This is a genomic window from Enterobacter vonholyi, from assembly GCF_040834095.1.
Lineage (GTDB): Bacteria > Pseudomonadota > Gammaproteobacteria > Enterobacterales > Enterobacteriaceae > Enterobacter > Enterobacter vonholyi.
The window spans coordinates 724,514-737,673 of record NZ_CP162152.1 but is presented as its reverse complement, the minus strand read 5'-3'; the positions used below and the strand labels follow the sequence as shown (position 1 = coordinate 737,673).

Here is a 13,160-nt window from a genome sequence, read left to right as displayed (position 1 = left end):
GCGGGTTTTTTTATGCTCGTAGCAAGGCGCCCTAAGACTGACAAGGACCTAACCCATGAGCCAGCAAGTCATTATTTTCGATACTACTTTACGTGACGGTGAACAGGCATTACAGGCAAGCCTGAGTGTTAAAGAGAAACTGCAGATCGCGCTGGCTCTCGAACGTATGGGTGTCGACGTGATGGAGGTCGGTTTCCCTGTCTCGTCTCCGGGTGATTTCGAATCCGTCCAGACTATCGCCCGCACCATTAAAAACAGCCGCGTGTGTGCCCTGGCGCGCTGCGTAGAGAAAGATATCGACGTTGCCGCCGAGTCATTGAAGGTGGCCGAAGCGTTCCGTATCCACACCTTTATTGCGACCTCGCCCATGCACATCGCAACCAAGCTGCGCAGCACGCTGGATGAGGTGATTGAGCGCGCGGTTTACATGGTTAAGCGCGCACGCAACTATACCGATGACGTTGAATTCTCCTGTGAAGATGCGGGCCGTACGCCAATCGAAGACCTGGCGCGCGTCGTCGAAGCCGCCATCAATGCTGGTGCCAAAACCATCAACATTCCGGACACCGTCGGCTACACCATGCCGTTTGAGTTCTCCAACATCATCACCGGCCTGTATGACCGCGTACCAAATATTGATAAGGCAATTATCTCCGTCCACACCCACGATGATTTGGGTCTGGCCGTGGGTAATGCCATCGCCGCCGTCCACGCCGGGGCGCGTCAGGTTGAAGGCGCGATGAACGGCATCGGCGAACGTGCGGGCAACTGTTCGCTGGAAGAAGTGATCATGGCGATCAAAGTACGCAAAGACATCATGAACGTGCACACCCGCATCAATCACAACGAAATCTGGCGCACCAGCCAGACCGTCAGCCAGATTTGCAACATGCCCATTCCGGCCAACAAAGCGATTGTCGGCACTGGCGCCTTCGCACACTCCTCCGGTATTCACCAGGATGGCGTGCTGAAGAACCGTGAAAACTACGAAATCATGACCCCGGAATCCATTGGTCTGAACCAGGTGCAGTTGAACCTGACCTCCCGTTCAGGCCGTGCGGCGGTTAAGCACCGTATGGAAGAGATGGGTTATAAGGACAGCGATTACAACATGGATCAGCTGTATGACGCGTTCCTGAAGCTGGCCGACAAAAAAGGCCAGGTCTTCGACTACGACCTGGAAGCACTGGCCTTTATCAACAAACAGCAGGAAGAGCCGGAGCACTTCCGTCTGGATTACTTTAACGTGCAGTCCGGCTCCAGCGACATCGCTACCGCCTCGGTCAAGCTGGCCTGCGGAGATGAAATTAAAGCAGAGGCAGCTAACGGTAACGGCCCTGTCGATGCGATTTACCAGGCGATTAATCGCGTCACCGAGTACGACGTTGAGCTGGTCAAATATGACCTGACGGCCAAGGGCCACGGCAAAGATGCGCTGGGTCAGGTGGATATCGTGGTCAATTACAATGGCCGCCGCTTCCATGGCGTGGGCCTGGCGACAGATATCGTTGAATCCTCCGCGAAGGCGATGGTGCATGTTCTGAACAACATCTGGCGCGCCGCCGAAGTCGAAAAAGAGTTGCAACGCAAAGCTCAGAATAAAGAGAACAACAAGGAAACCGTGTAATGTCGAAGAATTACCATATTGCTGTGTTGCCGGGTGACGGTATTGGTCCGGAAGTGATGGCACAGGCGCTGAAAGTACTGGAAGCCGTTCGCGCGCGTTTTGCGATGAAAATCACCACCAGCCACTACGACGTGGGTGGTATTGCGATTGATAACCACGGTACACCGCTGCCGAAAGCGACCGTGGAAGGCTGTGAAAATGCCGATGCCGTGCTGTTTGGTTCCGTCGGTGGCCCGAAATGGGAACACCTGCCGCCAGCAGAGCAGCCAGAGCGCGGCGCGCTGCTGCCGCTGCGTAAACACTTCAAGCTGTTCAGCAACCTGCGTCCGGCGAAGCTGTATCAGGGTCTGGAAGAGTTCTGCCCGCTGCGCGCGGATATCGCCGCCAACGGTTTCGACATTCTGTGCGTGCGTGAACTGACCGGCGGGATCTATTTCGGTCAGCCAAAAGGGCGCGAAGGCAGCGGTCAGCATGAAAAAGCGTTCGACACCGAGGTGTATCACCGTTTCGAAATTGAACGTATCGCCCATATCGCCTTTGAGTCTGCGCGCAAACGCCGCCACAAGGTGACCTCCATTGACAAAGCGAACGTGCTGCAGTCTTCTATTCTGTGGCGCGAGATCGTCAGCGAAGTCGCTAAGCAGTACCCGGACGTCACGCTGTCGCACATGTACATCGATAACGCGACCATGCAGCTGATTAAGGATCCGTCCCAGTTTGACGTGCTGCTGTGCTCCAACCTGTTCGGCGATATTCTCTCTGACGAGTGCGCAATGATCACCGGCTCCATGGGAATGCTGCCATCCGCAAGCCTGAATGAAGAAGGTTTTGGCCTGTACGAGCCTGCGGGCGGCTCCGCGCCGGATATCGCCGGCAAGAACATTGCCAACCCGATTGCGCAGATCCTCTCCCTGGCCCTGCTGCTGCGCTACAGCCTGGATGCAGACGATGCAGCAGCCGCAATTGAACACGCCATTAACCGGGCGTTAGAAGAAGGCGTCCGTACCGGCGATTTAGCACGCGGCACGGCGGCAGTCAGTACCGATGAAATGGGCGACATCATTGCCCGCTATGTCGCTGAAGGGGTGTAATCATGGCTAAAACGTTATATGAAAAGTTGTTTGATGCACACGTTGTTTACGAGGCACCAAACGAAACCCCGCTGCTGTACATTGACCGTCATCTGGTACACGAAGTGACCTCTCCTCAGGCATTTGACGGCCTGCGCGCGCACAAGCGTCCGGTACGTCAGCCGGGTAAAACCTTCGCGACGATGGATCACAACGTTTCCACCCAGACCAAAGACATTAATGCCTCGGGTGAGATGGCGCGTATCCAGATGCAGGAGCTGATTAAGAACTGTAAAGAATTTGGCGTTGAGCTGTACGACCTGAACCATCCTTATCAGGGCATCGTCCACGTGATGGGGCCTGAGCAAGGGATCACCCTGCCGGGCATGACCATCGTCTGCGGTGACTCCCATACCGCAACACACGGCGCGTTTGGCGCTCTGGCGTTCGGGATTGGCACCTCAGAGGTTGAACACGTTCTGGCGACGCAGACCCTGAAGCAGGGCCGTGCCAAAACGATGAAGATTGAAGTGAAGGGCAAAGCGGCACCTGGCATTACCGCGAAAGATATCGTGCTGGCGATTATCGGTAAAACCGGCAGCGCAGGCGGTACAGGCCACGTCGTTGAGTTCTGCGGAGACGCTATCCAGGCGCTGAGCATGGAGGGCCGCATGACCCTGTGCAACATGGCCATTGAGATGGGCGCCAAAGCCGGTCTGGTCGCGCCAGATGAAACGACCTTCAACTATGTGAAGGGCCGTCTGCACGCGCCGAAAGGTCACGATTTTGACGACGCGGTAGCGTACTGGAAAACCCTGAAAACCGACGATGGGGCGACGTTTGATACCGTTGTCACGCTGCAGGCAGAAGAGATTGCGCCGCAGGTGACCTGGGGGACCAACCCGGGTCAGGTGATTTCCGTCAACGACGCCATTCCAGATCCTGCTTCCTTCGCCGATCCGGTCGAGCGCGCCAGTGCGGAAAAAGCGCTGGCCTATATGGGGCTGAAGCCCGGCGTGCCGTTGACCGACGTGACCATTGATAAAGTCTTTATCGGTTCTTGCACTAACTCCCGTATCGAAGATTTGCGCGCGGCGGCAGAGATTGCCAAAGGCCGTAAAGTGGCACCGGGCGTGCAGGCGCTGGTGGTACCTGGCTCCGGTCCGGTGAAGGCCCAGGCGGAAGCCGAAGGTCTGGATAAGATCTTTATCGAAGCGGGCTTCGAGTGGCGCCTGCCTGGCTGCTCCATGTGTCTGGCCATGAATAACGATCGCCTGAATCCGGGTGAGCGCTGCGCCTCCACCAGCAACCGTAACTTTGAAGGCCGTCAGGGCCGCGGTGGGCGTACCCATCTGGTCAGCCCGGCAATGGCCGCCGCTGCGGCAGTCACCGGCCATTTCGCCGATATTCGCAGCCTGAAATAAGGAGACAATCATGGCAGAGAAATTTACCCAACATACGGGCCGGGTTGTCCCGCTGGACGCCGCTAACGTCGATACTGACGCTATTATTCCGAAACAATTTCTGCAGAAGGTGACGCGTACCGGCTTTGGCGCGCACCTGTTCAACGACTGGCGTTTCCTGGACGACAAAGGCGAAGTGCCTAATCCGGAATTCGTTCTGAACTTCCCTGAGTACAAAGGCGCCTCCATTTTACTGGCCCGAGAAAACTTTGGCTGCGGCTCATCCCGCGAACACGCCCCGTGGGCGCTCACCGATTACGGCTTCAAAGTGGTCATCGCCCCAAGCTTCGCGGATATTTTTTACGGTAACAGCTTCAACAACCAGCTGCTGCCGGTGACGCTGAGCGATGAACAGGTCGATGAGTTGTTCGCGCTGGTTAAGGCGAATCCGGGTATTTCGTTTGAAGTGGATCTGGAAGCGGAAGTGGTGAAAGCCGGGGATAAAACCTACAGCTTCAGCATTGATGCGTTCCGCCGTCACTGCATGCTGAACGGTCTGGACAGCATAGGTTTAACTCTCCAGCACGAAGCGGCGATTGCCACTTACGAACACAAACAACCTGCATTTATGAAGTAATCCTCCGGCCTGCAGTGCACTCTGCAGGCCGCGTTTTATCCCGATACCCGCCCTCCTTCTGTAAATATTCCCAAACCCAGCCAATAATGACGTTATATTTAACGTCAATTTAATGTTCCCTGCGCAGAATAATCGCTCAATCAGTTGGTAGCGGAAATTATCATGGAAAAGAAAAATGGCAATGAGTCTCACATCCGTTCTCGGGAAATACACAAATGCACATTAGTAAGCGTGATAATAAATATTTTACTCACTTGCTTTCAGATAGTTGCAGGAATATTCTCCGGTTCACAGGGATTAATTGCTGATGGGATTCATTCTCTTTCCGATTTATCTTCTGACTTTGTCGTTCTGATTGCGAATAAAAAGAGTCAGAAAGCCTCTGATATCGATCATCATTACGGTCATCTGCGTTTCGAAAACGGTGCAAAGCTTATTATTGGCGCTATTCTGCTGCTCGTGGGGGTCGGGATGCTCTGGTCCGCTGGCAATAAACTGCTTAATCCCGAGACGCATCAGATAGTAAAAGGGGCCGCTTTGTGGGTGGCGATACTGGCGCTGGTGGTGAAGGAGAGTCTGTTCAGATACATGTTTGCCACGGGAAAACGTATTCAGTCCTCGCTGCTGATAGCCAATGCCTGGCATGCCCGTTCTGACGCAGCGTCGTCAGTGGTTGTCGCCATCGGTATTGCCGGGAATTTAGTGGGTTTTCACGCGATGGACCTGATTGCGGCCCTGATTGTCGGAGTGTTCATCGCCCATATGGGTTACAAATTCTCTGCCGATGCCCTGCACGATCTGATGGACCGTTCGCTTGAACCCGAGCTGGAGCACGATATCAAAACGTGTCTTCTCTCAACCGAAGGCGTCACCGGACTCCATGATTTAAAAACCCGCAAGATGGGCGATTTAGCCCTTGTCGATGTCCATCTGGAAGTGAACGGCGAATTAAGCGTAAAAGAAGGGCATCAGATTGCCGTCAATGCCAGAAACAACGTGATGCAAAAATTCAATGTGCTGAACGTGATGACGCATATTGATCCTGCTCGCTAATCGGAACGCATAAATACAGTGTGACGCTACTCATCGTTAAGGTTTCGTTAATTAATCTGCGTCACACTGCATCGCATCAGCTCTCTCATTATTGAGGTAAAAAGCGATGAACCCAACGCTACGTAATACGCTTCCCCATAAAGAAACACCTTTTCTTCGCGTACTGCACATTCTTGTAGCCATACTGGTGCTGGCCCAAATTATCAATTCTAATTTCACCGAAAGCGAGGCCCTCCACGAATCCGGACTGAACGGAATTGTCACCTGGATCCATGTTATCTCAGGGTTTGGTTTAATTTTTTGTGGTATTGCCATGATGGCATGGATGTTAACCCAACGCGGATTTAAGTATTACTACGCCTGGCTGGCGCTGGATTTTCGTGGAATCGTTGAAGATATTCGCACCCTCGCGCAGCGTCAGTTACCTGACGCGCATGCTGGCGGTATGGCGGCAACGGTGCAAGGTCTGGGTGTGCTGGCGCTGCTGGGCGTTGCACTCTGCGGCGCGGCCTGGTTCGTGCTGAACGCCACGCTTGGGCCGGTTTCGTCCGTCACGGAATCCGTCTTAGATTTGCATAAATTCCTGACAGTTTTTATTGAGACATATTTCTGGGCACACGGCTTCATGGGACTCGTTCATATGTACCTGACGCTACGCGCGCAGCGTAAATATCAGTATTCCGAATAAAACGCTTCACAGAGCCCGGTGCTCCCGGGCTCCGTTTCACTCATCCGATCACACGTCTTTTACGCGGCAGGTCAGCAGGAGCGTCACGACGGATAGCGCCGCAATCATCCAGTAGACCGACGCATGGCCATAGCTTTGCGCCAGCGCCCCCTGAATCACGCCCGCCAGGATCACGCCGGTTGAAATACTGTTGGTAAAAAGCGTCGTTGCCGAGCCTGCACGGCCGGGCATCAGATCCTGGAACCAGAGCATGCCGATCCCGGCAACAATTCCAATAAACACGGCGTTAAACAGCTGCAGCGCCAGCAACGCTTCACGCGAATGGAAAAGGATCAACCCCGCGTAGAACAGTACCCCGGCCGCCACGGCGACGATCATCATCCGACGCTTTCCAAAGCGCTTAACGTAATAGCCCGCCAGAATCATCGCCGGAATTTCCAGCCCGGCGGCGGTTCCCATTAAGATCCCCGCGAGCTTGTCCGGTAAGCCCAGATCGCTGCTGATCCACAGCGGCATATCAATAATGTACATGGTGTTGCAGGTCCACATCAGCGTCGAGGCAATAAACAACATGCGGACGTTCTTGTCCTGCCAGCCGCTCACCTGGGTAACAGGTTTATCCGTCGCCTGTTCGACGCGGGCCACGGACGGCAGTGCGAAGGCTATCAGCGCCAGGCTGATGACAAAAATCCCTGCCGCAATGGAGAACATGGTGGTAAAGCCATAGTTCAACGCCAGCATAAAGGCCAGCGGCGGACCAATGACCCACGCCAGCGAGAGCTGGGCACGCATCACCGAGCTGAACATCACCACTTCCCGCGCGGAGTTATCCGCATATTCACGGGCCAGGGCGAACAGCTGCGGCATAGCGGTGTTCGCCAGCGACGCCAGCAGCACGCCGCAGGTAATGAGCGTCAGATAATGACGATTGAAGGCAAAGAGCAGCGCGTTGCCCACGGCCATGGCGCAGCAAAAGAGGATTAGCCTGCGGCGATCGCCCTGACTGTCCGATCGTTTCGCCAGCGCGAGGCTGACCAGGATCCCGGCAATGGCGTTGACGGTATAAAACAGGCCGACCCAAAACGGCTGCGCCCCTACCTCGCGGCTGAGAAACAGGCTCAGCGTCGGCGCCTGAAGCGCCCCCGCCACGCCCATCATAAAGGCCACCAGCATAAAAGCGGCATACACGCCGTTCAGGCGTCGCCCCATCGTCATCAACCACAGCATGCGCAAGTCCTTGTGAAAGCGAATCGAAATTGGGTGAATAGTAAACGAAAAAAGCCAGCAAAAACATTTTGCTGGCGGGTGATAAGCACCAATACTCAGTCACACATGATCGAGGCGAGTTAGCGGGAAGAGGTCGGTGTCGTAACGTCCCACTGCATCAATTCTTCTAACGTTTTCAGCCGTTGCTCTGCACACCGGCGGGCCAGCCAGGACGATCCTTTTGTCGCTGAAAAGTACTGCTGATAAAACTGACGTGCGGTAGACCTCTTCATAATTTACCTCCTCGCTTCATCGAGGAGAATTATTGGCCTAATATAGGGATAAATAAATTGCTGGTTTTTTGTCAGGAGTTCCCCTTTTATGCCTTCCGGTCGTCTGCAACAACAGTTTATCCGCCTCTGGCAGTGCTGCGAGGGGCAATCGCAGGAGACCACGCTCAACGAGCTGGCGGACCTGCTTAGCTGTTCCCGCCGTCATATGCGCACGCTTCTCAACACCATGCAGCAGCAGGGGTGGTTAAGCTGGGAAGCGGAAGCGGGACGCGGCAAACGCTCGCGACTGACCTTCCTGTATACCGGACTGGCGTTGCAGCAGCAGCGCGCAGAAGATCTGCTCGAACAGGACCGCATCGATCAGCTGGTCCAGCTGGTGGGCGACAAGGCCGCCGTGCGCCAGATGCTGGTTTCCCATCTCGGACGCAGCTTTCGTCAGGGCCGACACATTCTGCGGGTGCTCTACTACCGGCCAATGAAAAATCTGTTGCCCGGCACGGCGTTACGCCGCTCGGAAACCCACATGGCCCGACAAATCTTCAGCGGCCTGACGCGCATAAATGAGGAAAACGGGGAACTGGAGGCGGATATTGCCCATCACTGGCAGCAGCTTTCCCCGCGCCACTGGCGCTTCTTCTTACGCCCCGGCATCCACTTTCACCACGGCCGCGAGCTGGAGATGCACGACGTCATCGCCTCTCTGGAACGCGCCCGCAGGCTGCCGCTCTACTCGCATATTTCGCGCATCCACTCCCCCACGGCCTGGACGCTGGACATTGAGCTGTCGCAGCAGGACAAGTGGCTTCCCTGGCTGCTGGGCTATGTGCCGTCGATGATTTTGCCCGGTGAGTGGGAATCATTGAACAGTTTTGCCAGCCTGCCGATTGGCACCGGGCCCTACTCCGTGTCCCGCAATAACAGCAACCAGCTGAAAATCCGCGCGTTCGATGACTACTTTGGCTATCGGGCGCTGATCGACGAAGTGAACGTGTGGGTATTGCCTGACCTCAATGAAGACCTGAGCTGCGGTCTGACGCTTGAAGGCCCCACCACCGGAGAAAAGGCCGTTGAGAGCCGCCTGGAGGAAGGATGCTACTATCTCCTGTTTGACCGCCGCACCCACCGCGGGGCAAACCAGGGCGTCCGCAAGTGGATCAGCCACGTGCTGTCCCCTTCCAATCTGATCTACCATGCGGAAGAGCAGTACCAGACATACTGGTTTCCGGCCTACGGCCTGCTTCCGCGCTGGCACCACGCCCGGCCGTCGCACTGCGACAAACCCGCAGGGCTGGAGTCCATCACCCTGACCTACTACCGCGAGCACGTGGAGCATCGTTTTATCGCGAGGATCATGACCCGCCTGCTGGCAGCCGAGGGGGTCAAGTTAGAGGTAAGAGAAGTGGACTATGACGAATGGCATCAGGGGGAGATCGCCAGCGATATCTGGCTCAACAGCGCTAATTTTACCCTGCCGCTCGATTTTTCATTATTTTCACACCTGTATGAAGTCCCGCTGATCCAGCACTGCATCGACCGTGACTGGCAGCAGGACGCCGCCCTGTGGCGATCGGGCGAGATGAATCTTGCCGTATGGTGCCAGCAGCTGCTGGCCGAGCAGGCGATCGTCCCGCTGATCCACCACTGGCTGATGATTCAGGGCCAGCGCAGCATGCGCGGCCTGCGGATGAACACCCTGGGCTGGTTTGATTTTAAATCCGCCTGGTTTGCCCCCCCGGAGCCATAACGCTTTCGTAATATTCACCAAATCATTACAATAGCGCCGTTCTCAACGGGGTGCTGCATCACAGATGTGCGCTGAGATAATACCCGTCGAACCTGATCCGGATAACGCCGGCGAAGGGATTTGAGGCTGTCGCTCAAAATCCTTTGCCACTCAACCCTGAGGTGCAAAGTGTTAAAAAAAGTTCTCCCCCTGCTGGCGCTGTTTGCGCTGCCTGCTTTTGCCAAGCCCGTCCTGACGGTCTACACCTACGACTCCTTCTCTGCCGACTGGGGCCCTGGCCCGGTTGTCAAAAAAGCCTTTGAAGCGGACTGCAACTGCGAGCTGAAGTTCGTGGCGCTTGAAGATGGCGTGTCGCTGCTCAACCGTCTGCGCATGGAAGGAAAAAACAGTAAAGCCGACGTGGTGCTCGGGCTGGATAACAACCTGCTGGAAGCCGCCTCGCAAACCAAACTGTTTGCCAAAAGCGGCGTCGCGGCAGATGCCGTTAACGTGCCGGGCGGCTGGAAGAACGACACCTTTGTGCCGTTCGACTATGGCTACTTTGCTTTTGTTTATGACAAAAATAAGCTGAAAAACCCGCCAAAAAGCCTGAAAGAGCTGGTCGAAAGCGATCAGAAGTGGCGCGTAATTTACGAAGATCCGCGTACCAGCACGCCGGGCCTGGGCCTGCTGCTATGGATGCAAAAAGTCTACGGGGATAAAGCACCGGAAGCATGGCAGAAGCTGGCCGCCAAAACCGTCACCGTGACCAAAGGCTGGAGCGAAGCCTACGGCCTGTTCCTCAAAGGCGAAAGCGACCTGGTGCTGAGCTACACCACCTCCCCGGCCTACCACATTATCGCCGAGAAGAAAGACAACTATGCAGCCGCAGATTTTGCGGAAGGGCACTATCTGCAGGTGGAAGTGGCCGCGCGTACCGCTGCCAGCAAACAGCCGGAGCTGGCCGAGAAGTTCCTGAAGTTTATGGTTTCACCGGCGTTCCAGAACGCCATTCCAGCGGGCAACTGGATGTATCCGGTTACTAACGTTGCGCTGCCTGCAGGTTTCGAGCAGTTGACCAAACCGAAAACCTCGCTGGAGTTTACGCCGCAGCAGGTCGCCGCGCAGCGTGCCGCATGGGTAAGCGAATGGCAACGCGCCGTCAGCCGTTGATTTCCGGCTGGTTACTTCCCGGGCTGCTCGCCGCCGCCGTGATGGTAGCGGTCAGCCTGGGGGCTTTTCTTGCATTGTGGTTTAACGCGCCAGAGAGCGACCTGCTCGCCCTCTGGCACGACAGCTACCTCTGGCACGTTATCCGGTTCTCCTTCTGGCAGGCGTCTCTTTCTGCCCTGCTGTCGGTGATCCCGGCTATTTTTCTGGCACGCGCTCTGTATCGACGGCGATTTCCCGGCAGGCAGGCCCTGCTGCGCCTGTGCGCCATGACGCTGATCCTGCCCGTGCTGGTGGCGGTATTTGGTATTCTGAGCGTTTACGGTCGCCAGGGCTGGCTGTCTTCACTGTTCGGTCAGCTTGGTCTGGAATGGTCATTCTCGCCTTACGGACTGCAGGGCATTCTGCTGGCGCACGTATTTTTCAATATGCCGATGGCAACGCGCCTCTTTTTGCAGGCGCTGGAAAATATTCCCGGCGAACAGCGTCAGATTGCCGCCCAGCTCGGCATGCGCGGCGTGTCGTTCTTCCGCTTTGTCGAATGGCCGTGGCTGCGCCGCCAGCTCCCGCCCGTGGCGGCGTTAATCTTCATGCTCTGCTTTGCCAGCTTTGCCACCGTGCTGTCACTCGGCGGCGGGCCGCAGGCCACCACCATTGAGCTGGCGATTTACCAGGCGCTGAGTTACGACTACGATCCCGGTCGCGCCGCGCTGCTGGCGATGGTGCAGATGGCGTGCTGTCTTGCGCTGGTGCTGTTGAGCCAGCGGCTGAGTAAAGCCATTCCCGCAGGTAGTCATCAAATAACCGGCTGGCGCGATCCGCAGGACAGCCTGCACAGCCGCGTCAGCGATTTTATCCTGATCGCGCTGGCGCTGTTGCTGCTGCTGCCGCCGCTGCTGGCCGTTATCGTTGACGGCCTGAACCTCAATCTTATGTCCGTCCTACAACAGCCCGTTCTCTGGCAGGCGACCTGGACCTCGGTACGCATAGCGCTGGCTGCCGGACTGCTGTGCGTTATGCTGACCATGATGCTGCTGTGGAGCAGCCGTGAGCTCTACGCCCGCCAGGCGCAAAAAGCCGGACAAATGCTGGAACTGACGGGCATGCTGATACTGGCGATGCCGGGTATCGTGCTGGCAACGGGCTTCTTTTTACTGTTCAACAGCACCCTCGGCCTGCCGGAAAGGGCCGATGGCATTGTGATTTTCACTAACGCCTTAATGGCCATCCCCTACGCGCTTAAGGTGCTGGAAAACCCGATGCGCGACGTCAACAGCCGCTACGGTTTGCTGTGTCAGTCGCTGGGCATGCAGGGCTGGCAGCGGCTGAAGGTAGTCGAACTGCGCGCGCTAAAACGCCCGCTGGCGCAGGCGCTGGCCTTTGCCTGCGTGCTCTCTATTGGAGACTTTGCCGTCGTGGCGCTGTTCGGCAATGACGATTTCCGCACGCTGCCTTACTGGCTTTATCAGCAAATTGGCTCTTACCGCAGTCAGGATGGCGCGGTTACCGCGCTGTTACTGCTGCTGCTGTGCTTTGCCTTATTTACCGTTATCGAAAAACTCCCGGGGCGTGATGTTAAAACTGACTGATGTAACCTGGCTTTATCAGCATCTGCCGATGCGCTTCACGCTCTCCGTTCAGCAGGGCGAGCGGATTGCCGTGCTTGGCCCAAGCGGTGCCGGGAAAAGCACCTTGCTCAATTTGATCGCCGGCTTTCTGCAACCTGCCAGCGGGTCGATAGCCATCGATAATCGTGATTTCACCAACGCCCCTCCGGCTAAACGTCCTGTGTCGATGCTGTTTCAGGAAAACAACCTCTTCACCCATCTGACGGTGCGGCAAAACATCGCGCTGGGAATGCATCCGGGGCTCAGGCTGAACGATGCCCAACGCGAAAAACTTGAAGTGATTGCCGGACAGATGGGGATCACCGAATTCATCGACAGGCTGCCGGGCGAGCTCTCCGGCGGCCAGCGTCAGCGCGTGGCGCTGGCGCGTTGTCTGGTGCGCGAGCAGCCGCTTCTGCTGCTGGATGAGCCCTTCTCGGCGCTCGATCCCGCGCTGCGTCAGGAGATGCTCGCCCTGGTGCAGGAGGTCTGCCAGCGTCAGCAGCTGACGATGCTGATGGTTTCGCACAGTATTGAGGATGCAGCACGGATTGCGCCGCGATCGGTGGTGGTTGCCGAAGGGCGAATTGCGTGGGATGGGAAGACGGAAGAGCTGCTGAGTGGTAAAGCGGGGGCGTCTTCACTGTTGGGCATTCGTGCCGTCTGATGCCCTCACCCTGACC

12 protein-coding genes and 1 riboswitch are annotated in these 13,160 nt (G+C 56.4%); of the genes, 10 read left to right on the top strand and 2 right to left on the bottom strand.

Annotation, left to right across the window (positions count from 1 at the left end; all coding sequences use genetic code 11):
* The first annotated feature begins 55 nt into the window (after window positions 1-55).
* The 6 genes from leuA to AB3N39_RS03440 all read left to right on the top strand — a co-directional run bounded on the left by leuA (window position 56) and on the right by AB3N39_RS03440 (window position 6,478).
* The gene (leuA, locus tag AB3N39_RS03465) at window positions 56-1,627 is read left to right on the top strand and encodes a 2-isopropylmalate synthase (protein WP_133293776.1); all 1,572 of its coding nucleotides are present in this window, start codon (window positions 56-58) and stop codon (window positions 1,625-1,627) included.
* Window positions 1,627-2,718, top strand: a complete 1,092-nt coding sequence (gene leuB, locus AB3N39_RS03460; protein WP_143344647.1) for a 3-isopropylmalate dehydrogenase — start codon at window positions 1,627-1,629, stop codon at window positions 2,716-2,718. Before leuA ends, leuB begins: the two co-directional genes overlap by 1 nt.
* A 2-nt stretch (window positions 2,719-2,720) precedes the next feature.
* The gene (gene leuC, locus AB3N39_RS03455; RefSeq protein WP_115876447.1) at window positions 2,721-4,121 is read left to right on the top strand and encodes a 3-isopropylmalate dehydratase large subunit; all 1,401 of its coding nucleotides are present in this window, start codon (window positions 2,721-2,723) and stop codon (window positions 4,119-4,121) included.
* A gap of 10 nt (window positions 4,122-4,131) precedes the next feature.
* Complete coding sequence (gene leuD / locus AB3N39_RS03450; RefSeq protein WP_143344646.1) at window positions 4,132-4,737, top strand: 3-isopropylmalate dehydratase small subunit; 606 nt, start codon at window positions 4,132-4,134, stop codon at window positions 4,735-4,737.
* A 162-nt stretch (window positions 4,738-4,899) separates the two neighbouring features.
* Window positions 4,900-5,790, top strand: coding sequence for a cation diffusion facilitator family transporter (locus tag AB3N39_RS03445; protein WP_143344645.1), 891 nt, complete (start codon window positions 4,900-4,902; stop codon window positions 5,788-5,790).
* A gap of 106 nt (window positions 5,791-5,896) precedes the next feature.
* Window positions 5,897-6,478, top strand: a complete 582-nt coding sequence (locus tag AB3N39_RS03440) for a cytochrome b/b6 domain-containing protein (RefSeq protein WP_111964050.1) — start codon at window positions 5,897-5,899, stop codon at window positions 6,476-6,478.
* 48 nt (window positions 6,479-6,526) lie between these two features.
* On the opposite strand, the gene AB3N39_RS03435 is transcribed toward AB3N39_RS03440, so the two are convergent.
* Together AB3N39_RS03435 and sgrT are read right to left on the bottom strand one after the other, a co-directional pair.
* Window positions 6,527-7,705, bottom strand: a complete 1,179-nt coding sequence (locus tag AB3N39_RS03435) for a sugar efflux transporter (protein ID WP_133293771.1) — start codon at window positions 7,703-7,705, stop codon at window positions 6,527-6,529.
* A gap of 119 nt (window positions 7,706-7,824) precedes the next feature.
* Window positions 7,825-7,977, bottom strand: coding sequence for a glucose uptake inhibitor SgrT (sgrT, locus tag AB3N39_RS03430; protein WP_023334488.1), 153 nt, complete (start codon window positions 7,975-7,977; stop codon window positions 7,825-7,827).
* Between the two features lie 88 nt (window positions 7,978-8,065).
* Between sgrT and sgrR the strand changes: the two genes are divergently transcribed.
* The 4 genes from sgrR (at window position 8,066) to thiQ (ending at window position 13,144) form a co-directional block, all read left to right on the top strand.
* Entirely contained in the window at window positions 8,066-9,721 is a 1,656-nt protein-coding gene (sgrR, locus tag AB3N39_RS03425; RefSeq protein ID WP_136195617.1) for an HTH-type transcriptional regulator SgrR, read from the top strand.
* Window positions 9,722-9,757: 36 nt separating this feature from the next.
* Window positions 9,758-9,858: riboswitch (TPP riboswitch) on the top strand.
* A gap of 31 nt (window positions 9,859-9,889) precedes the next feature.
* The gene (gene thiB, locus AB3N39_RS03420; RefSeq protein WP_069303662.1) at window positions 9,890-10,873 is read left to right on the top strand and encodes a thiamine ABC transporter substrate binding subunit; all 984 of its coding nucleotides are present in this window, start codon (window positions 9,890-9,892) and stop codon (window positions 10,871-10,873) included.
* Complete coding sequence (gene thiP / locus AB3N39_RS03415) at window positions 10,849-12,459, top strand: thiamine/thiamine pyrophosphate ABC transporter permease ThiP (protein WP_367897077.1); 1,611 nt, start codon at window positions 10,849-10,851, stop codon at window positions 12,457-12,459. The genes thiB and thiP overlap by 25 nt, the downstream gene beginning before the upstream one ends.
* Window positions 12,443-13,144, top strand: coding sequence for a thiamine ABC transporter ATP-binding protein ThiQ (gene thiQ / locus AB3N39_RS03410; protein ID WP_115876452.1), 702 nt, complete (start codon window positions 12,443-12,445; stop codon window positions 13,142-13,144). The genes thiP and thiQ overlap by 17 nt, the downstream gene beginning before the upstream one ends.
* Window positions 13,145-13,160 lie beyond the last annotated feature (16 nt).